The following is a 21,102-nucleotide window of genomic DNA, read 5'->3' as shown; positions in this document are numbered from 1 at the left end:
AATAGAATGAATAAAAAAATTTTTTCGAATATCGAGTTAAAGCAAGAAGCGCAACAAAGGCGTTTGTTGCTTAAAATGACTACGGCATCCATGCTAGGCATGGGCCTACCACTATCGAGCACAGTAAATGCAATGTCTGGTATGGTTAAAATGCCACCCATTCCAGAGAATGTATTAAACGCCGAAGCAGCACTTGAACGGCTGATGAAAGGAAATGAGCGATATGTAACGAATAACTCGACCCCATTAAATTTCAAAGACGAACGCTTGGATTTGGTCAGAGGACAAAATCCCTTTGCTTGTATTCTGAGTTGCTCGGATTCACGGGTGAGTCCGGAATTCTGTTTCGATGAACAACGTGGAGATCTGTTTGTTGCACGTGTTGCCGGCAATTACATCACGACAGATTTTATTGCAACGCTGGAGTATGCTGCCGCTATTTTGCATGTTCCATTGATCATGGTTTTGGGCCATGAAAGTTGCGGCGCGATCAAGGCGGCTATTGATGCGACAGATAACTACGAGCAGTTTCCAGGACACATACAGTCAATAGCTACAGCACTAACCCCTGCAGTCCGAGCTGTACGCAAGACCCCGGACTATGTTGGCAACAACCGTTATTTCGATATTGTTAAAAAGAACGTAATTTTAAATGTTGAAGAATTAAGAAAACAGCCACCGATTCTTAGTCAGCTGGTTGACAATAAAAAACTTAAGATCGTCGGCGGCGTCTATCATTTAAATACAGGCAACGTTGAATTGATCGCTTAGTACCAGTAATTTAAAAATTCCCGACACATCATTTAATGATAAAAACCTAATGCGTTCAAGTCGACACAAAATAATTTCATAACAATTTTTGCACAAATGATTTTACGCTTGCACCTAGAACGTGGTTAGCTAAAAAGCCCGGTCAAAAGTTCTGTAACTCATTAATCTCTAGACCAGCGGATTACTGTGTGTATGTGACAAATGCTCGTGAGAATGATGTTCCTGCTTGATTTCAATTGGAACCATGAAAAGCTTGCCATGCCGAACACCACGTGTAGCAATTATCTGATTTGCAAAATCAGATACGTTTTGAATTGTACCCCGCAAAATGACTACTTCGAGACAGTTATAATGATCCAGATGTACATGCAAACTGGATAAAGTCAAATCATGATGACTGTGTTGTACTGACGTGATTCGATTTGCGAGATCACTTTCATGATGATTATAAATATAACTGAGCGAAGCAATACAGTAACCCTCATTTTCATTCTTAAGATGCTCGTTTTCAAGAAGCTCCCGAATCATATCACGCACTGCTTCAGAACGATTGGTATAACCTCTAGACCGCATAAGCGCATCAAACTGCGCTGATAGCTGGTTGTCCAGTGAAATAGTAAAGCGTTTCATTTGTAATTTATTCAATAATCAAAATTAAAATTTTTGCTTCTGTCAACGCATCAATCGACAATATAAAACCCCGATTGCAAATCAATCAAATACTCACGTTTAGTTTACATCAATATCAGGCCATTCCCTACCTTAAAATCCTCTTCAGCCCACATACGTGTTGCTGTTGAAATTTCTTCTGCAAACAAATAACAGTATTCTCAAGTCCCGCGATAAATTGCCGTTACTTATAAATACAGCGAACCTGAATAAATCAATTATTCAGATTTGTTGCCATATGTATTGCTTTTCAAAGTAACGCTAATACCGGTTACAGTTGATCACTAGCTACTTTATTAGCTTGCTATCAATAAAGATAGTATGAAATGTTAATTAATCTAAAACTTATGTTAATTACACTTGCCAGTTCCAATACAGCTTTAATTACCCATTGGGAAAATTGTATTTTCGGTTTGTCTTCAACCTGTACAGTTAATAACCCAAGGCAGTTAAAAGATAGAATTATCAGAACAAACCCGGACTTGCTTTTACTGGACTATGCGTTTTTTGGACAGGATCTTCAAAAAGAAATTCTGAATATAACCAGTTTGAATTCAAAACTGAAAATCATCATTTTCGGCCCCGAAATCGATGATAACGAAGAATGGGTATTATTTAAATGCGGTGCCCGGGGAAACTGCCACTATGACATGGATCCAAAACAAATCAACCTGGCGATCAAAGCTGTTCAAAAGGGAGAATTGTGGATACGGCGCTCGCTGACAAGTTATATGTTACAAGAACTGGTGGAAGTCACTCTGGAAAAAGACAGAATAGAAACTGCTATCCATGATCTGCTATCGAACCTAACCAAACGAGAATATGAAATTGCTACTCTGGTTGGGCGCGGTGAAAGCAACAAAAGAATCGCAAATCGACTTGATATCACAGAACGTACTGTAAAAGCCCATTTGACTGAAATTTTCCGAAAACTTCAAATCACGGACCGCATAAAGCTTGCCCTGATGATGAAAGACACCGTATCTTCACTCAAACCATCTCAGGCAAATCAGACTTTTCGTGATCCAACTTTTTTTGCCTAACCTAACTAATAATATCCCAATCTTTTTGTGCGTTAATTAATTAAGCTATTTACTTAACAAATCCAGAATTCCGTTTAACGCTTTGGTTACAGATTGACGTCTGATGGATTCTCGATCACCCTTGAAAACACATGTCTTACTAATCAAAACGTCATTATTCAACAGCCATGCAAAACAGACTGTTCCAACAGGCTTGGCTTTACTTCCACCATCAGGCCCGGCAATCCCGGTTATTGCTACACTAACATGAGCACGACTGTTTTTCCGAGCACCAATAGCCATATCTCTCGCAGTTTCCTCGGAGACTGCACCATACTCTCTTAGAGTATCCAGGCTGACATTTAGCAGCTCATTTTTAGACAAGTTACTGTAAGTTATAAACCCGCGCTCATACCACGCAGAGCTTCCAGCGATAGCTGTAACAGCCTGACCAAGCCAGCCCCCGGTACAAGATTCCGCACTGACCAGAAGCAATCCTCTCTGTTGAAGGCTTTCACCTACCTTGGCCGCCAAACGAATAATAACATGTTCATTATCATCGGGTTGTACACAGCCAATGCTCATCCTGTTTCCAATACTATTTAAAAAAATGTTTCAAACAAAATCCAGGCCTTCCATCCCGACAAACATAAAAGTGTAAAAAATGCAGCAATGATATCGTCCAACATTACACCAAAACCACCTTTCAGACACCGATCATAATACCGAATAGGTTGCGGCTTAACGATATCAAAAAATCGAAAGAGCACAAACGCAGCAAGTTGCCACGCCAGACCCGCTGGCGTAAAGTACAATACCAGTAAAAACGCAACGGTTTCATCCCATACCATGCCGCCATGGTCTGAATCTCCCAATGCTTTTCCCGTTACACCACAAGCCCAAATACCGACAATAAAAAAAATGTCAATTAGTAACAGCAGATGTATAGGATCAAAATAATGCTCGAGTATCCAAAACAATGGAAATGCGATCAACGTACCGACTGTACCCGGCGCTTTCGGACTTAATCCAAAACCACCTGAGAAGGCTATAAAATAGGCAGGATGTTTGCAAACAAATACGATATCTGGCTTTACAGCCATCAATTCTTTACGGTTGTCGCTACTATTGTTATACGTTTTAGCTAGCAAAGTGGTCATACCCCTTTTTTTGCATGATAACCTCCTTACCCTGCATATCAATCACTGACAGACCTACACCTTGTTTGATCTCTCCAATAACTGAAAGTGGAACCCTTAATACCTGTGAGATTTGCTCAATGGCGCTACGTTTGTTTTTGGGCGCTGTAAAACAGAGCTCATAATCATCTCCTCCTGTCAGTAGGCATTCTAGGGCCAGCGCTGAAGAAATATGCTGTTTGATTACCCGCGAGCATGGCACAGCATCCAGTTTTATCTCTGCAGCACATGTTGAGCAGGTCAGTATATGTCCTAGATCAGCCAGTAATCCATCAGAAATATCTATAGCGCTATGCGCCAGGCCAACGAGATGCTGGCCCAGTTCAACGCGCGCCTTTGGTGTGTGCAAAGCAGGCATGCAATAATTTATTTCGGTTTGAGACAATCTGATAATCCCCAGTATATGTTTAAGTGCCAAAGCAGCATCACCGAGATGGCCAGAAACCCAGATATCATCGCCAGGCTTTGCTCCGTCGCGCCGTAAGTAACATTTTTTTTTAACTTCACCCATAATCTGCACGCATATATTAAGTGCACCACCCGTTGTATCACCACCGATCAATGCAATTTGATGTGTTCTCGCCAAATCATGGAAACCGCTTGCAAATTGACTTAACCAGACCGGATGCGGTTCATTCAGAATTTCTGGCAGTGTTAATGAGAGCATTACCCACCGTGGTTTCGCTCCCATCGCAGCCATATCGGACAAGTTGACAGCCAATGATTTATACCCAAGTTTATAGGGATCTGTATTTTCAAAAAAATGCCGTCCCGAAACGAGGGTATCCATCGAAACAACCAGCTGCTTGTCTGGCGTTGGCAATACGACCGCAGCATCATCGCCAATCCCAAGATCAACATCCGTTACTGGCCGTTTGAAATATCGCTGGATAATATCGAATTCAGACAGCTTTGTTTGAGACACTTGCGCTAAAATTCAAAAATTACTGGGGTATATTGAAACAACTATTTTTTTGACTCGATTTCAACAGCACGTATTTTCAACGCCAGCTTATCCAACACACCATTGACATATTTGTAACCATCGCTGCCGCCATATGTTCGTGCCAATTCTATTGCTTCATTAATAATGGCTCGGTAGGGTACTTCCAGAAAATGAACAAGCTCATAGGTACTTAACAACAAAATTGCGTATTCAACCGGACTGAGTTCTGATAATGTCCTGTCAAGAAACGGTTGTATCGTGTTTTCAAGCGTGCTGATATCACTCAAAACACCTTTGAACAGATTTGTGAAAAATTGTTCATCCGTACGAATGAATTCCCTTGACTGACGCAATTGCGCTTCGATGGTACCGGCAGATCCACCAGCTAAACGCCACTGGTAAATTCCCTGTAACACAAATTCACGCGCCATTCGACGACGGCTTTTACACCTTACAGTTTTTTTCTGTACGGACGATTGCATTTCAGTCAACACTGTATTCATCCAGTTTAATCAACAAATTCCCCATTTCTACCGCAGCCCTCGCCGCCTCCATGCCTTTCTGACTCATACGCTCAATAGACTGATCCTCGTTCTCGGTCGTCAAAACGCCGTTTGCAACCGGTATTTCCGTTTCCAGTTGTACCTGTACAATTCCTCGTGCAGATTCGTTTGCCACCACTTCAAAATGATAAGTTTCACCCCGAATAACAGCACCTAAAGCAATCAGTACATCAAACTGATTTGAATAAGCCAGTTTCAATAAAGAAGCTGGTATTTCCAATGCACCCGGAACAGTTACCAGTAAAATATCCGCATCCTGAACACCAAGATTTTTCAACTCGGCTGTGCATGCGCCAAGCAGACCCTCCCCTATATCTATGTTAAACCGGCTCATTACAATGCCGACACGCAAACCTTCGCCATCTAGATCGGATTCAAACTCCAGTATATCGTCATAGTAAGCCATTGTTACTCCTCTAGGTACCTAACATTTAACATTTAACATTTTCAAATTTTCGGGAAGAACAACGCATTGTTTCAAATACACGAACAAATCTTTCCGTAACCGCTTTCAACCATCAACATAGCCGATTACCTCTAAGCCGAAGCCTGTAACACTGGGCATTTTCCTCGGTGTAGCCAACAGCCGCATTTTTCCGACATTTAAGTCCTTCAAAATCTGTGCTCCTATACCATGATCGCGTAAATCGGATTTATTCCGATCCGAATAATCTTTCTGTTTTAACTGAATACGTTCAATCAACATATCCGCATTTTCCTCGCTGCGTAAAAATACGATAACACCGCATCCCGCATCAGCTATCATTTTCATGGACTCATAAATACTCCAGGAATGCGTTTTATCGTGAATATCGAACAAATCTATTACGGACAGAGGTTCATGCACCCGAACCAAGGTTTCAATATCAGGCGATATATTTCCTTTTGATAAAGCAAGATGAATCATACCGGCTGTCTCGTCACGATAAGCAGTCAGAAAAAAATGACCGTATACTGTTTCAATATTTCGCTCAGCAATCCTTTTGATCAAGCTTTCAGTCTGACTGCGATATTGGATTAAATCCACAATTGTACCGATTTTGAGCTGATGTTTTCCAGCAAACTCGAATAGATCAGGTAATCTCGCCATACTGCCATCAGTCTTCAGAATTTCACAAATTACTGATGCGGATGTCAGGCCGGCCATTCTGGCCAGATCACAGCCTGCTTCGGTATGACCTGCCCTGGCAAGCACCCCGCCTTTTTGTGCCATCAATGGAAAAATATGACCCGGCTGAACAATATCCTCCGCTTGTGCATCCGCTTTGACAGCCGCCCGTACCGTTGTTGCACGATCAGCTGCGGAAATACCAGTAGTCACACCACTTGCTGCCTCGATAGACAATGTGAAATTGGTGCCATGTGGTGAACGATTAGCGGACACCATTAACGGCAGATTTAATCTACGACAGCGCTCTTCTGTTAAGGTCAGACAAATCAATCCTCTGCCATGGGTTGCCATGAAATTAATAGCTTCTGGCGTCACAAAATCAGCTGCAATAACCAGATCACCCTCGTTTTCCCGATCTTCTTCGTCGACCAGAATAACCATTCTACCCGACTTGATTTCAGAAATTATTTCTTCAACGGTACTGATTTTCATTTTCCAGGTTCCTTGAATACTCAGATAACCTCTCGACATAACGTGCCAGCATATCAACCTCCAAATTGACCCGTGAACCTGGTTCCAGCTCTTTTAATGTCGTGTTAGACAAGGTATGCGGTATTAAATTGACGCAAAATTCTTCCTGCATGATCCGGTTGACGGTTAAACTGACGCCGTTGACTGTTATTGAGCCTTTACAGGCAATATAGCGCAGCAAATGTTTGGGAGAACGAATCGAAACCAGGTAATTACTCCCATTTGTTTCCGAAGCTTCAGACCGGGTAACTTCACCGACTGCATCGACATGCCCACTGACAAGGTGGCCACCCAATCGATCAGACAAACGCAGTGCCTTTTCAAGATTCACCCGTTTGTTTATTTTATTCAGGCCGCAGGTGCAACTTAAAGTTTCCTGTGACACATCAACCGTGAACATTGTTTCCAACAAAGCTGTTACAGTCAGGCAAACTCCATTAACTGCAATACTGTCCCCGATCGATGCATCACTCATATCCAGAGATCCTGGGAAGATTCCAAGGCATAAACTATTCCGGCCATTAATTTTGACCCTATCAACTTGAACTATTTCTCCAGTTGCCTGGACTATTCCCGTAAACATTGTTTCGTTAAAATAATCAGAGAAAAAATTATTCTTCAATTGTGATGCGTTTTAATATCTCGTAGTACGCTCTTACTGAATTTGTAAGCGTCACCGCTTCATCACCCCTTGCATGACCATATTTGATTTCCTCAGCGTAGTGCTGTTTGTTCAGTAATGGCAACATTTTTTTTAGATCGATCCATAAATCCGGGTTTAGATTAAAGCGCATTGCCAGTGCACGCGCATCAATAACCCGTCCATATCCTTGATTATAAGCAGCCAGCGCCATCCAGGTCCGGTCTGGCTCTGGAACACTCTCCGGAATTTTTTCCTTCAACAGTTTCAAATATCGTGCACCTCCAAGTATATTCATACGTGTATCTGCAAGATTATCGATTCCCATCCTCCTTGCCGTTTCCCGCGTCAACATCATGATGCCGCTGACACCTGTTGGTGATTTGGCTCGCGGGTTCCAGTGTGATTCCTGATACGCCAATGCAGCGAGCAGCCGCCAGTCGATACCGGTTATTCTGGCAGCCTGCATGAAATATTTCTTTAAAACTGGCAGTCGCGAATATATTTTTTTCTTAAAAAAATAAATATCTCCCGGACTGAGCTGATAATAAGATCCACTATAACTATCCAGCAACTGGCCCAGCACGCCCTCCTGCTTGATCCTTTCAAAAAATTCATTGACTTTGTCAATCAACAGGTTTTCAGTGTATTTAGGAAAAATCCAACGACTTGCTGATACATCCAGTTCAAAAGCACCTTTGACTCGGTGATGAAAGTGATTGGCTTTTTTGATATCTAACGAATCTGCAACTGTATAGTCAATTTCCCCTTTGTCCAGTTTTATGAGTAATATTTCGCTCGATTGGGGAACTGCAGACCATGCCAAACCAGGTATTTTAACCTTCATTTTCTGTAACAGGTTCTCGTGCGTTGACCCCACCGGAACCTCGATCTTCTTACCAATAAGCTGCTGTAAATCTGTAGGCTCGAAATTACCTGCATTAAAAGCAATTTGATGATGTGTATGTAAATAAACTGGCCCAAGAATAAAACGATAGGCATACTGGTCAGGAATATCCAGACCAATTGCAAAATGAGCCTGATGCTGCTTTAACGCTGCCAGCGCCAATTCAAGTCTGGGCATTACTATAAAACGTATTTCCAATCCAATTTCCGCAGCAAATTCATTCACTAAATCAAAAGTAATGCCAGAAAAATTACCTTCGGAATCAATATGAAAATTATCAGCGTGCGCAATTGTTATGACCACCAACTCATTAGTCATTGCAAAAGGTGGAACCGGTTTGTTCGACGGCATACACCCTGACAGAAAAACGCCATATAGTATGATAGTGGCAAACCGTATTTTTGCTGTACACATAAATGATTGAACCAGTCGATATCAATAAAATATCTTAAATCAATAACAAATCAATCAAAACCGCAAATAAGCAGATATGGATGTGAACAGTCTGGTAACCTGATAATGGTGGTGCGCCCAACACGATTCGAACGTGTGACCCCCGCCTTCGGAGAGCGGTACTCTATCCAACTGAGCTATGGGCGCATGAATAAAAAACTAACCGTACCAGTAAACCAGACAGAATAACCTCTTTTCCACGAAACGTCCAATTCATACTCGATATAAGTACGATCAAAAGTTTATATCAATGCAAAACCGATCATAAAACCATCATAAGCCTCTATACCAACACTGTATATTTAGAAAGGCATATTTAGCTTCTGTTTGCTTGGGAAATAGTACACGAGGAAAATGTAACAGGATCCTGAGTTTTCACAATCCCCCTAGTACTTCATCCAATAATTCATGGACTTGTTGATCGTATACCGGAACCCTATAAACACGCCAAAGCCAATCATATAAGTGCTTCAATGAGGCTGCCCCTTATATCGACTGGATTGGTGTAACCAAGTTATTATGAGAATTTGTACTGAAAATCGCGACTGCATGGCGATTCAGATTATTTGTCCCTGGGTCCTGATTTTCCTCACTCACCAGGGTACAGAAAGATGGCAATTATCAACCCGCGTACTGACCATGCTGGGTATTTGCAAACAAACCCTACAGAAACGATTTACTTGAATATACTTAAAATAGGATTATGAGAAATTCAACGGAAGATGTTATATCGATACATCTCGCCTTGCGTTACTTTTATAGCGTTTCTTGACAATGATAAAGACTCTCACCATCATCTACACGTCGATATTTGTAGCACGTAGCGCATTATTTTCAATAAACGCTCTACGTGGCTCAACCACATCACCCATCAATGTTGTAAAAATCTCATCTGTCAAAATACTATCCTCAATCTGTGCACGCAGCAGCCTGCGGTTTGATGGATCCATAGTCGTTTCCCACAACTGCGCAGGATTCATTTCGCCAAGCCCTTTATAGCGCTGAATGTTAATCCCTTTTTTTGCTTCCTCGAGCAGCCATTCAAGCGCTTGTTTAAAGTTGCTGACAAGCTGTTTCTTTTCACCGCGCTCAATATAGGCGCCTTCCTTAATGAGACCATCAAACAGCTGATAGGTTTTTTTAATCTGAGCATAGTCACCACTATGTAGGAACTCCTGATCCAAATAGCTGACATTTACATTTCCATGCGACAAACGCTCAATTCGAAGACGATAGCGTTCGTTCATTTCGTCATATTCTGCTTTTATTTCAGTATCATGAACATAATTAGCCAAGCGCTTAGTACTATTTGTCGCGTTCTCTTCACTGCTTAAATCTATTTCCGGTTGATGCAATAATGCATACATGACTGAACTATCGGTGGAGCGACTCATGCGCTCAATCACGGCCTCTGCTAATAAATATTCTGTAGCGATCTTTTCCAGCGTTTCTCCGGTTAGCGGTGGTTTCTCTTTTTCGTTATAAAATTTTGCGTCTGCTAATGCCAGCCCCAGTATATATTGTTTCAGTTCATAGTCATCTTTCAGATAATGTTCTTTTTTTCCATGTTTGATTTTGTATAGCGGAGGTTGCGCTATATAAACATGTCCCCGTTCAATCAACTCCGGCATTTGCCGGTAAAAAAATGTTAACAGCAACGTTCTAATATGCGAACCATCCACATCTGCGTCAGTCATGATAATAATTCGGTGATAGCGCAGTTTGTCAGGATTATATTCATCCTTACCTATGCCTGTACCTAATGCAGTTATCAATGCAATAATTTCCTGCGAGGATATCAGCTTGTCGAAACGCGATTTTTCGACATTTAGAATTTTACCTTTCAACGGCATAATTGCCTGAAATTTACGATCACGGCCCTGTTTTGCCGATCCGCCGGCAGAATCTCCCTCCACCAGATAAAGCTCGCAGAGTTCAGGGTTTTTCTCCTGGCAATCTGCCAGCTTTCCGGGCAACCCCATGTTATCAAGCACTCCTTTGCGGCGGGTTAACTCCCGTGCTTTGCGCGCCGCTTCCCGCGCTCTTGCAGCATCCAGTATTTTGTTGCAGATAAGCTTGGCATCAGCCGGGTTTTCCAGAAGAAATTCTGCCAGCTTCTGAGATACAATTTCTTCAACTACGGGTCTGACTTCCGAGGAAACCAGTTTTTCCTTGGTTTGAGAGGAAAATTTCGGCTCGAACAATTTTACTGACAGCACGCATGACAATCCTTCGCGCATATCATCACCTGTTGTCTCCACTTTGGCCTTTTTTGCCAACTCATTTTTTTCAATATAGCTATTGAGCGTACGCGTCATGGCCGCCCGTAGACCGGTTAAATGGGCGCCGCCATCTTTCTGCGGTATATTGTTGGTAAAGCATAGTACCTGCTCGCTATAACTGTCGCTCCACTGCATGGCAACTTCAACTGTAATACCATCTTTTATTCCCGAAGTGAAAAAAATGCTGGGGTGCAACACTGTTTTGGTGCGGTTGATATATTCAACGAAATTTTTGATACCACCTGTAAAAGCAAATGTTTCTTCTTTCCCCTGACGCTGGTCCACTAGATGAATTTTTATCCCATTGTTTAGAAAAGAAAGTTCACGTAGACGCTTGGCAAATATGTCGTAGTGATACTCAACATTCCCAAAAATTTCCTTGCTTGCCAAAAAATGTACTTCAGTACCATGCCGCTCTGCGGTACCCACTATTTCAAGTGGCTTGACGGGAGTGCCCATGCGAAACTCCATTTCATGGATCTTGCCGTCGCGGCGGATCGTTAAATGCAGCCATTCCGACAATGCATTGACTACGGATACACCGACACCGTGCAAGCCACCGGAAACTTTGTAGGAATTATCATCAAATTTTCCGCCGGCATGTAATTCTGTCATAACGATTTCTGCCGCTGAACGTTTTTGCTCGTCATCGTGCTTAATACCTGTTGGAATACCCCTGCCATTATCATGAACACTGACAGAATTGTCAGGATGCAGGGCTACAATAATTTCATCGCAGTATCCAGCCAGTGCCTCGTCAATTGCATTGTCCACTACCTCAAATACCATATGATGTAAGCCTGTACCATCACTGGTATCTCCGATATACATACCGGGACGCTTGCGTACAGCATCGAGTCCTTTCAGTATTCTGATGCTGTCTGAACCATAGTCATTTTCGTTTTCAGGAAAATTCTTTTTATCTTTATTCATGTATATACTTTTTTAAAGTTAAATCAATGTAATAACAGATTAAATCCTCATGGGCATAATGACATACTTAAAGTCATCGTGGTCAGGAATCGTAATTAAAACACTCGATGAGGCATTGGCAAATGCCAAACGAAATGTATCTGTCGATACATTGTTCAAAAGATCCATGAGATAGGTAATATTCAGACTGTAATCAATTTCCTCACCATCGTAGCTAATAGCGATTTCATCATAAGCTTCCTCTTGCTCGGCATTTTTACAGATTACACATAGCTTATCTCTGTTGATAAGCAGCCTTACACCCCTGAGCAGTTCGTTTGAATTTGAAAGTATGGACACTCGCTGCAACACATGGAGAAAAGATACCCGGTCAAGATCGAATGTTTTGTCGTTCTGAGCTGGAATGGCACGGTTGAAATTGGGGTATTGACCATCGATTACTTTTGAAACCAGCTCAATACCGGAAAATGACAGCATGACTCTCTTAGGAAAAATTTTGATGTTGGCAGGGGTTTCATCGTCTTTAAGCAACTTGAGTAGTTCGGCTACCGTTTTACGCGGTAAAATTACAGAAAGATTATTTTCATTCAATTGTGTCGGCGTAGACGCAAATGCCAAACGATGGGTATCCGTTCCTACAGTGATCAGTTCCCCATTTTGAACCGATAGTAACACGCCGTTCAGAAAATAACGAATGTCTTGTTCTGCAATCGCATACTGAACTTTGTTCAGCAGATTTTTGAGAATATTTTGTGGTAGAGAGAACTCGGCTGTCGCTTCATGTTCTTCTGTAATTATAGGAAAATCCTCGGGTGGCAGGATCTGTAAACTGAATTGGCTGTTACCTGATCTAATTTGAAGTTTTTCATCTTTTCTTAAAAGTGATACTTCAGTGTCAGGATCAAGAGATCGAAGTATATCCTGCATTTTTTTTGCCGGCACTGTCAATGCAAAATTCTGTTTCTTGCTTTTTTCATGAACGAATGCAGTTTCAATTTGCATTTCTGAATCCGACGTCAAAAAACGCATTTCATTATCATGATTTTGTATGTAAACATTTGACAATATGGGGAATGTTTGCCGTCTTTCTACAATACCCGTGACTATTTGCAGAGGTTTGATCAAATTGTCCCGGTTTGTTTTGATTAATATCATATATATATTTGGTAATAATTAATAAATGTCATGTGAAAATATGAATAAATTAATATTTTATATAAAAATCAATCATTTGAATCGATTATAACTTTTGTATAAAAGCAGAATAATTCAGTGAATTGTTTGTGGAAAACAATAACTGGTTGCTTAATAGAAAGGTTATTCACAATTTATTAAAGAGTTATTAATAAGGTTTTTTAGCCGCGTAGAATGTGCATTAGTGTATTGTAATCTCGACTAATTGCAGGATCAGAAGCACGAAGTTCGTTGATTTTTCTATGACCATGGAGAACGGTTGTATGGTCTCTGCCTCCAAACGCTTCACCGATATCGGGCAGGCTTAGTGTTGTCAATTCCTTTGCAATTGCCATGGCCATTTGACGGGGTCTTGCCACTACGCGGGATCTTTTTTTTGAATACATTTCGGATACTTTTATTTTATAGTAATCTGCCACTGTTTTTTGGATGTTTTCAATTGAAATTTGGCGGTTTTGGACAGCAAGTAGATCTTTCAAAGCTTCTTTGGCGATATCCAGTGTAATATCTTGTTCTATAAAACGAGAGAAGGCCATGACCCTTTTTAATGCACCTTCCAGTTCGCGTACATTTGAACGGATATATTTAGCAATGAAAAAAGCGACGTTTTCGTCGAGTTTTAATGCCTCTTGTTCTGCTTTTTTAATCAAAATGGCAACACGCATTTCCAGCTCAGGCGGTTCGATGGCTACCGTTAAACCCCAGCCAAAACGTGAAACTAGTCGTTCTTCCAATCCGGAAATTTCTTTTGGGTAGGAATCACATGTGATAATAACCTGTTTATGTGCTTCTATGAGTGCATTAAAGGCATAAAAGAATTCTTCCTGAGTACGGTTTTTACCGCCGAAAAATTGTACGTCATCGACAAGTAAAAGATCCAGTGAGTGGTAGTAGAGTTTGAACTGATCAAATGATTTATGCTGATAGGCATTGACGACATCGGAAACATATTTTTCCGCATGTACATAACGGATTTTCGCCTGTTTATTGTTTTCGTGAACTGAATTGCCGATTGCCTGAATCAGATGTGTTTTGCCTAGACCAACGCCACCATAAATAAAGAGCGGGTTGTATGCGATTCCTGGTGATTCGGCAACCTGTAAAGCACCTGCTCGTGCCAGCTGGTTGGCTTTCCCGGTTACAAAATTATCGAAGGTAAAATTAGGATTGAGCTGACTCGGTGTTCTTCTACTGCTTTTCGGTCGTTCAGATTGTGCTGCAACTGGGGTTTTTTTTTCTGCACGGATGGTTTTGTTATTGATTGTTGCCGGGTCGGCGATTTTCAGCTGGAACTGAATTTCTCGCGAAAAGTGCGATTTTGCCATGGTTTTAATATGGTTTATAAAATTGTCTTGAACCCATTGCAGAACAAATCGGTTGGGGGCAATAATGACGACTTCGGCACAGTTATCCAGGTTGTTTCCTTCCAGCTGTAACGGTTTGATCCAGGTGTTGAATTGCTGTGCATTCAATTCTTTTTTAAAGTGTTCAAGACAAGCTAACCAGAAACTATCAAATGCCTGCATAATTCAACTTTAATTAAAATTTAATCGGTATCAGATAATGACAGGTTTTAAAAACTGTAGTATTCGGTACAGATTTCAACCAATATCGGATTTAACTGTAAATTCAATGTTATCGATCAACCTGGTTTTTCCAATTCTTGCTGCTGCCAGTACTGCAAGTTGTTGTTCTCCAGTTCGTGCCGGTAACAGGGTTTGCTGATTAACAATCGAAACATAGTCAACAAGCCAGCCTCTTCCTGAAAGATATTCAATCGCCTCTTTTTCTAAGAATAGAAAGTCGCGTTGCCCGGATGTTATTCCACAAACGATGTTGTTTAATACCTGAAAAAGTTGACAGGCTTCCTGGCGTTCTGGTCCGTTTAAGTATTGATTACGGGAGCTTAGTGCAAGACCATCAGTAGCACGAATAATTTCCGTATCCAGAATTCTAATCGGAAAATTGAGTTGTTGCACCATTAATCGGATAATATGCAGCTGCTGGTAGTCCTTTTTTCCAAAAATAGCTATATCTGGTTGAATAATATTAAAAAATTTGATAACAATGGTAGCTACACCCTGGAAAAAACCCGGGCGGAACTCGCCTTCCAGCATATCTGCAACAGCAGGAAGTCGTATCAGGATTTCCTGCTGAAACGGAAAAAGCATTTTTTCGTCGGGTGCAAATACAACATCGACATCAAGATTGCGCAACAGTCTGCAATCGGCTTCAAAGGATCGCGGATACTGATTAAAATCTTCGCTGGGCAAAAACTGGAGTGGATTGACGAATATACTGACGACAACAAAACCAGCCTCCTTTTTTGCTTTTTTAACCAGCGCCAGATGTCCGTCGTGCAGATTTCCCATTGTAGGCACAAAGGCAATGTTCTCTTCATTTTGCAGCGTATGGCGCAACGCTGCTATGGTTTCAACAATTTTCAATTTTTAATAAACTGTTATGGGTATTCGTGAGTTTTATCAGGAAACTGACCTGTCTTGACCGCCTTAACATAATTGCGAATCGCATCTTGAATGTTGCAGGATTCGGTCATAAAATTTTTGACAAATTTGGCCTTGTTATCCTGATATAAACCAAGCATGTCATGTAAAACAAGTACTTGAGCGGTGCAATTTGCACCCGCACCAATTCCGATTGTAGGAATTGATATGGACGCAGTTATTTTCTTGGCGAGCGGTGCTGGAACCAATTCCATTAGCAACATTGCTGCACCGGATTGCTCAAGTGACTTGGCTTCACTTAATAAACGACTTGCTGATCTTTCTGTATTACCCTGGATTTTGTAGCCGCCCAATTGGTGAATCGACTGTGGTGTCAGGCCTATATGGGCACAAACCGGTATACCACGTTGTGTTAGAAATTGAATTGTGTCTGTCATAATGCGGCCACCCTCGATTTTAACCATCTGGGCGCCTGCTGCCATAATTTGGCACGCGTTATCAAATGTGCATTCAGGTGATAGTTGTGCTGTGCCAAAGGGCATATCAGTCATGATAAAGGCTTTTTTGGCACCACGAGCAACACAACGGGTATGATATATTATTTGCTCTAGTGTAACAGATAAGGTCGTTTCTTCTCCTTGAATGACATTTCCCAGTGAATCGCCTACCAGCAGAACGTCAACACCGCATGCTTCTAGCACGTGAGAAAAAGTCGCATCATAGCAGGTCAACACGGTGAATTTCTCGCCATTTTGATGTATTTTCTGTAGAGAGCTGATAGAAGTTCTCATGTAAATAGCTTGATTTTAAAGGATTTATGTGGGTAAAAAATGATATGATTCAAAAAAATGTTTGACTAGGAATAATTCAGCCGCGATATGACCTGATCGGAGCATGCGACAACCAGTTGGCTGATTTTACCATGTCCCGGAATGCAACAATCCGGAGAGATTTCCATTAATGGTTGCAGGACAAAGGCACGTTGTATCATGCGTGGATGCGGTATCGTCAGATGGCTGCTGTTTATTTGCATAGCACCATAAAGCAGAATGTCCAGATCAAGTGTACGAGGCGCGTTGCGGTATTCACGCACGCGGCCATGCTGCAATTCAATAGACAGTAACGTATCCAGTAGCTCCAGAGGTGTTAGAACAGTTGTGATTTTTGCAACTGCATTGATATAGTCCGGTTGCTTTTGTTGCGCGATGGGAGCGCTTTTATACAATGAAGAGTGTTGTATTAAAGATGTTCCAGGCAATGCGTCAATCTCTAGATAAGCAGAACTTATCTGCTCGCAGGGGTTGTCAAGGTTGCTGCCTAAAGCGATATAAGCAGTATTATATTGTGTATCAGTTTGCAGCATTGTTAAAGCGTGTCTTTAGTTTTTCCGGTCGAGGCAAGTGTATGATCTGTAGAAGCATTGTGAGATGATGGTTTCCGGCGAGAGCGGTTTTTTCGCTTTCTGGTTGAAACCGGTTTTGGAATCATTTTTTGCCGTGTGTCCATATCAGCAGACATAAAATCCGTCCACCATGTAGCCAGTTCCTGGCTTATTTCTCCACTTTCACAACGCAGCAGCATAAAATCGTACGCGGCGCGAATGCGTGGGTGAGCAACCAGCCGGAAAGGTTTGCGACCAACTCTCGATTCAAATCTCGGCTGCATTGACCAGATTTCTGTAATGGTTGTACTGAAACGGCGCGGTATAGCCAGATTTTTTTGCTGTTTGGATAACACATCATTAATCGCCCGATATAGTGCTGTAAGTGGATTTTCTCCGGAATTTTTGTAGCTGTTCCATGTCGCCAGGACTTCGTGCCACAATAATGATGCAAATAAAAAAGCTGGTGATACGTGCTTACCCTGTTGAATTCTATCGTCAGTATTTTTTAGGGCAAGAGTGATAAAACGTTCACCCAACGGTTGTTCCAAAATAACATCCAGCATAGGCAATAAACCGTGATGCAGACCGCGCTGACGCAGATCGACAACACATGAAAGTGCGTGACCTGACAATAGCAGCTTTAACATTTCGTCCAGTAGTCGAGCAGGCGGTACGTTTTGTAGTAACGGTGCCAGGTCACCTATGGGCTTAGCGGTACTGGAATCGATCTGCATATCTAGTTTGGCCGCCAGTCGTACTGCTCTGAGCATGCGTACGGGATCTTCTCGATAGCGGGTTACCGGATCGCCAATAATGCGCAGAGTTTGCGCTTTAAGATCAGTGTAGCCATCGAGGTAATCGTAAATTTCTTCACTGAACGGATCGTAAAAAAGTGCATTCAGAGTAAAATCGCGCCGCACAGCATCTTCCTCCTGGCTGCCGAATACATTATCCCGTAGCAATCGGCCATGTTGATCTGTGTAGGTTTTTACTTCTGTAAGCGTGTCACTATCGGGTAATGGCCCCCTGAATGTCGATACTTCCACTGTTTCGTTTCCGCACATAACATGCAGTAAGCGAAAGCGCCGACCAATAATGCGAGAACGTCTGAACAGGCAACGGGCTTGTTCAGGTGTAGCATTCGTGGCAATGTCAAAATCCTTTGGTTTGAGACCAAGTAATATATCTCTTACAGCACCACCGACAATAAATGCGGAAAAACCGGCTTTTTGCAGCTCATGCGCGGTTTTGAGTGCACATGGACTGATCTGGTTACGGTTAATTCCATGCTTGCTGAACGGTATTATGCGTAGCTTCAGGTTGGCAGTTCCAGTTGCGATTTTTCGTTTAAAGACTTGGTTGAAAAATTTTCGAATCATTGCAAAATACAAAAAACATCTACTGTAAATTATACACTGAGTCGTGCGGTGGAATAATGTGAAGAGAAGAATTTGTCTCGGATATGTGGGGTTTTTGAATGGCGGCTGTGCTATGTCAATAGAAATGGTTTACTGTAAAAATTGTCTCGTTGCTCCGTATTGGTTGAGAAAAAACGCTGCTTTTCTTTTCTGTATAGGATCACTGGATCTGGAATAGTTTCTACGGGGTGAAAAGTTGACAACGTCATAAATTATAAGAATTCGTGACGAATGTCAGGCGTAAAGTGCTGATGAAAGCGACCCAATATCACTGGGACAGCTGTTCATCCAGCAACTCAATCCAGTGCCGAACCGGCAGTTTTGTGCCGTTTTGCAGATGCGTCAGGCAGCCGATATTGGCAGTAGCGATTTCTGTTGGCTGGTCGGACTCGAGTGCGGTTACCTTGTTTTTAAGCAATTGTTGTGACAGCTCAGGCTGCAAAATGGAATATGTTCCAGCGGATCCGCAGCAAAGATGGCCATCGGGTACACTGGTGAGTTGAAAGCCGGCAGCCAGCAGAATTTGCTCTGCCAGACCGCGAACCTGCTGGCCATGTTGGAGTGTGCAGGGAGAATGAAACGCGATCCTGGGGCTAATTGAGCCAGATTTATGCTTGTTTAAAAGGAGTTTGAGAGATTCTTTTTCGGTTGCAAGAATTTCGCTGATATCTTTGGTAATCGCTGATATACGTGCGGCTTTATTTGCATATGCTGGATCGTGGCGCAGAATATGACCGTATTCCTTGACGGTGACGCCGCATCCGCTCGCAGTCATAACGATTGCTTCAATCTCATTACGTTCAATAAATGGCCACCAGGCATCAATGTTTTTGCGCATGGCTTTTACACCTTCAGCCTGTGCATTCAAATGGTAGGCAAGCGCGCCGCAGCAGCCGGATTGTGCGGTCGTGATCAGTGAAATACCCAGCGTGTCCAGAACTCGGGCGGTGGCCGGATTGATGTCAGGCGATAATGTTGGTTGAACGCAGCCTTCGAGTACCATCATTTTGCGTCTGTGACGTGCAGCCGGCCATTGTCTTTGAGATTTGCGTATTGTGGGTATCTTTTTTTTCAAACCCGACGGTAACAGCGGGCGCATGAATCGACCGCTCTTGATCAGAGGTTTGAACAATAAAGGATTTGGTAAAATCTTGCGTAACAGGTAGCGCAGCATTTTTTTCCCGGCAGGGCGTTTTACCTGTTTTTCAACTAAATCTCTGCTGATATCGACTAGTTCGGCATATCGTACTCCGGATGGACAGGTGGATTCGCATGCGCGGCAGGTCAAACACCGGTCAAGGTGTAACTGGGTTTTCCAGCTAACAGGCTGGCCTTCTAGCATTTGCTTCATCAAATAAATACGACCGCGCGGACTGTCGAGTTCGTCACCGAGCAGTTGGTAGGTCGGACAAGTGGCCAGACAGAATCCGCAATGGACGCAGCTGCGCAAGATGGCGTCTGCTTCTTTTCCCTGCGGAGAATTTTTTATGAAGTCGGCGAGTCTGGTTTGCATGAGTGTTTAATTTTTAAATTTCTGGATAGAGACGGCCCGTGTTAAGAATGCCGGCAGGATCAAACTGTTGCTTTAGCTGTCGATGAATACTCGCCAACGCTGGGCTGAGTGGCTGAAATATTGGAGCAGTGCTGCAATACCCTCGGAAAAGAGTTGCATGACCACCGTATTTTATTGCTGCCTGACGTATGGAATCCACAGCTGGTACTTTCTGACAGGATAGCCAACGTAGCGCCCCGTTCCATTCGATCAATTGTTTTGTCTGTGGAAAGGAAATAGGGGGCGTAGTAGATTTGACAGATAGACGCCAAAGAGGTATCGACGGTTTGAAAAAATCGTACGTATGTTCGCGAATTGATTTCCATAACGTGTTGCCTGCAGGGAAAATTTCGCCCCCGAGTTGCATATGGGCAGCACGAACTGCAGATTCAGCACCGGAAAGGCGCATATAAAGTTGTCCATTGACATAGCTGGTAGCGGAAATAGGCAATGGTTTGCCGGCCCAACGATTCATGAACTCAATCGCTTCCATCTCGTTCATTTTTAGACTGATTGTTTGTTCAACAGCCGGCAGCGGCAACACTTTAAGCGAAACTTCAAGCAAAACACCGAGTGTACCCATTGCACCGACCATCAGACGCGACACATCGTAACCGGCTACATTTTTCATTACTTGCCCGCCAAAATGCAGATCGCGTCCGGTACCATCGAGTATGCGCACCCCAAGCACGAAATCACGTACGGCACCTGCCGATGCCCGGCGCGGACCGGACAGTCCGGCAGCTATACATCCGCCGATAGTAGCGGTATCAGCAAAATATGGTGGCTCGAATGCCAGCATCTGATTGTGCTGATGCAATAACGATTCAATGTCTGATATTCGTGTACCTGCACGTGCAGTGATGACAAGTTCAGTCGGCTCATAATCAGTAACGCCTTGATATGTCGAAATATCCAGTACCTGGGACTGTTCTGAGGGGGGATAACCGTAAAAAGACTTGCTGTTTCCGCCGCGTATATGCAGCGGCTGCCTGACTTTTGCTGCTGTCCGTACGGTTTCTGAGAATTGATCAACAAGCGTCTGTTGCATAAAATCAGTGT

Annotated in this window: 20 protein-coding genes and 1 tRNA gene; 2 read left to right on the top strand and 19 right to left on the bottom strand. The window is 42.6% G+C overall.

The window, feature by feature from the left end:
- Positions 1-6: 6 nt before the first annotated feature.
- Positions 7-771: a carbonic anhydrase gene (locus tag BMX44_RS05325; protein WP_218143924.1), complete on the top strand. Its 765-nt coding sequence runs from the start codon at positions 7-9 to the stop codon at positions 769-771.
- Between the two features lie 168 nt (positions 772-939).
- On the opposite strand, the gene nikR is transcribed toward BMX44_RS05325, so the two are convergent.
- Positions 940-1,401: a nickel-responsive transcriptional regulator NikR gene (nikR, locus tag BMX44_RS05320; RefSeq protein WP_090629039.1), complete on the bottom strand. Its 462-nt coding sequence runs from the start codon at positions 1,399-1,401 to the stop codon at positions 940-942.
- Positions 1,402-1,787: 386 nt separating this feature from the next.
- Here nikR and BMX44_RS05315 point away from each other — a divergent pair, with 386 nt between their 5' ends.
- Complete coding sequence (locus tag BMX44_RS05315) at positions 1,788-2,483, top strand: LuxR C-terminal-related transcriptional regulator (protein WP_177167679.1); 696 nt, start codon at positions 1,788-1,790, stop codon at positions 2,481-2,483.
- A 45-nt stretch (positions 2,484-2,528) separates the two neighbouring features.
- Here the strand turns inward: BMX44_RS05315 and BMX44_RS05310 are convergent, their stop codons facing one another.
- The 18 genes from BMX44_RS05310 to glcE form a co-directional block, all read right to left on the bottom strand.
- Entirely contained in the window at positions 2,529-3,047 is a 519-nt protein-coding gene (locus BMX44_RS05310; protein WP_090629034.1) for a CinA family protein, read from the bottom strand.
- A gap of 17 nt (positions 3,048-3,064) precedes the next feature.
- Positions 3,065-3,565 (bottom strand): phosphatidylglycerophosphatase A family protein, encoded by a 501-nt coding sequence (locus BMX44_RS05305; protein WP_425433709.1) that lies wholly within the window; start codon positions 3,563-3,565, stop codon positions 3,065-3,067.
- Positions 3,566-3,602: 37 nt separating this feature from the next.
- Complete coding sequence (gene thiL / locus BMX44_RS05300; protein ID WP_245738839.1) at positions 3,603-4,586, bottom strand: thiamine-phosphate kinase; 984 nt, start codon at positions 4,584-4,586, stop codon at positions 3,603-3,605.
- Between the two features lie 41 nt (positions 4,587-4,627).
- Entirely contained in the window at positions 4,628-5,038 is a 411-nt protein-coding gene (gene nusB, locus BMX44_RS05295) for a transcription antitermination factor NusB (protein WP_245738838.1), read from the bottom strand.
- A 52-nt stretch (positions 5,039-5,090) separates the two neighbouring features.
- Complete coding sequence (gene ribH / locus BMX44_RS05290; RefSeq protein WP_090629026.1) at positions 5,091-5,576, bottom strand: 6,7-dimethyl-8-ribityllumazine synthase; 486 nt, start codon at positions 5,574-5,576, stop codon at positions 5,091-5,093.
- Positions 5,577-5,681: 105 nt separating this feature from the next.
- Complete coding sequence (ribBA, locus tag BMX44_RS05285) at positions 5,682-6,773, bottom strand: bifunctional 3,4-dihydroxy-2-butanone-4-phosphate synthase/GTP cyclohydrolase II (protein WP_090629023.1); 1,092 nt, start codon at positions 6,771-6,773, stop codon at positions 5,682-5,684.
- Positions 6,754-7,395, bottom strand: coding sequence for a riboflavin synthase (locus tag BMX44_RS05280; protein WP_090629022.1), 642 nt, complete (start codon positions 7,393-7,395; stop codon positions 6,754-6,756). Before BMX44_RS05280 ends, ribBA begins: the two co-directional genes overlap by 20 nt.
- Positions 7,396-7,423: 28 nt before the next feature.
- Entirely contained in the window at positions 7,424-8,710 is a 1,287-nt protein-coding gene (mltF, locus tag BMX44_RS05275) for a membrane-bound lytic murein transglycosylase MltF (RefSeq protein WP_177167678.1), read from the bottom strand.
- 172 nt (positions 8,711-8,882) lie between these two features.
- Positions 8,883-8,959 (bottom strand) — tRNA-Arg (locus BMX44_RS05270).
- 650 nt (positions 8,960-9,609) lie between these two features.
- Complete coding sequence (gene gyrB / locus BMX44_RS05265; RefSeq protein ID WP_090629016.1) at positions 9,610-12,027, bottom strand: DNA topoisomerase (ATP-hydrolyzing) subunit B; 2,418 nt, start codon at positions 12,025-12,027, stop codon at positions 9,610-9,612.
- 39 nt (positions 12,028-12,066) lie between these two features.
- Positions 12,067-13,182: a DNA polymerase III subunit beta gene (gene dnaN, locus BMX44_RS05260; RefSeq protein WP_090629013.1), complete on the bottom strand. Its 1,116-nt coding sequence runs from the start codon at positions 13,180-13,182 to the stop codon at positions 12,067-12,069.
- Between the two features lie 200 nt (positions 13,183-13,382).
- The gene (dnaA, locus tag BMX44_RS05255; RefSeq protein WP_090629010.1) at positions 13,383-14,747 is read right to left on the bottom strand and encodes a chromosomal replication initiator protein DnaA; all 1,365 of its coding nucleotides are present in this window, start codon (positions 14,745-14,747) and stop codon (positions 13,383-13,385) included.
- A gap of 75 nt (positions 14,748-14,822) precedes the next feature.
- Positions 14,823-15,668 carry a pantoate--beta-alanine ligase gene (panC, locus tag BMX44_RS05250; RefSeq protein WP_090629008.1) on the bottom strand — a complete coding sequence of 282 codons (846 nt, stop codon included), beginning with the start codon at positions 15,666-15,668 and terminating at the stop codon, positions 14,823-14,825.
- Positions 15,669-15,682: 14 nt separating this feature from the next.
- Complete coding sequence (panB, locus tag BMX44_RS05245; protein WP_090629005.1) at positions 15,683-16,477, bottom strand: 3-methyl-2-oxobutanoate hydroxymethyltransferase; 795 nt, start codon at positions 16,475-16,477, stop codon at positions 15,683-15,685.
- 65 nt (positions 16,478-16,542) lie between these two features.
- On the bottom strand, positions 16,543-17,049 hold the full coding sequence (gene folK, locus BMX44_RS05240) for a 2-amino-4-hydroxy-6-hydroxymethyldihydropteridine diphosphokinase (protein WP_090629003.1): 507 nt from the start codon (positions 17,047-17,049) through the stop codon (positions 16,543-16,545).
- A 2-nt stretch (positions 17,050-17,051) separates the two neighbouring features.
- Positions 17,052-18,449 (bottom strand): polynucleotide adenylyltransferase PcnB, encoded by a 1,398-nt coding sequence (pcnB, locus tag BMX44_RS05235; RefSeq protein WP_090629143.1) that lies wholly within the window; start codon positions 18,447-18,449, stop codon positions 17,052-17,054.
- Positions 18,450-18,756: 307 nt separating this feature from the next.
- On the bottom strand, positions 18,757-20,001 hold the full coding sequence (glcF, locus tag BMX44_RS05230) for a glycolate oxidase subunit GlcF (protein WP_090629000.1): 1,245 nt from the start codon (positions 19,999-20,001) through the stop codon (positions 18,757-18,759).
- Positions 20,002-20,014: 13 nt separating this feature from the next.
- Entirely contained in the window at positions 20,015-21,091 is a 1,077-nt protein-coding gene (gene glcE / locus BMX44_RS05225) for a glycolate oxidase subunit GlcE (protein WP_090628998.1), read from the bottom strand.
- Between the last annotated feature and the right edge of the window lie 11 nt (positions 21,092-21,102).

It is taken from the genome of Nitrosomonas marina (genome assembly GCF_900110145.1).
Classification (GTDB): domain Bacteria; phylum Pseudomonadota; class Gammaproteobacteria; order Burkholderiales; family Nitrosomonadaceae; genus Nitrosomonas; species Nitrosomonas marina.
The sequence above is the reverse complement of the archived record's forward strand: the minus strand, read 5'-3'. Positions and strand labels throughout refer to the sequence as shown.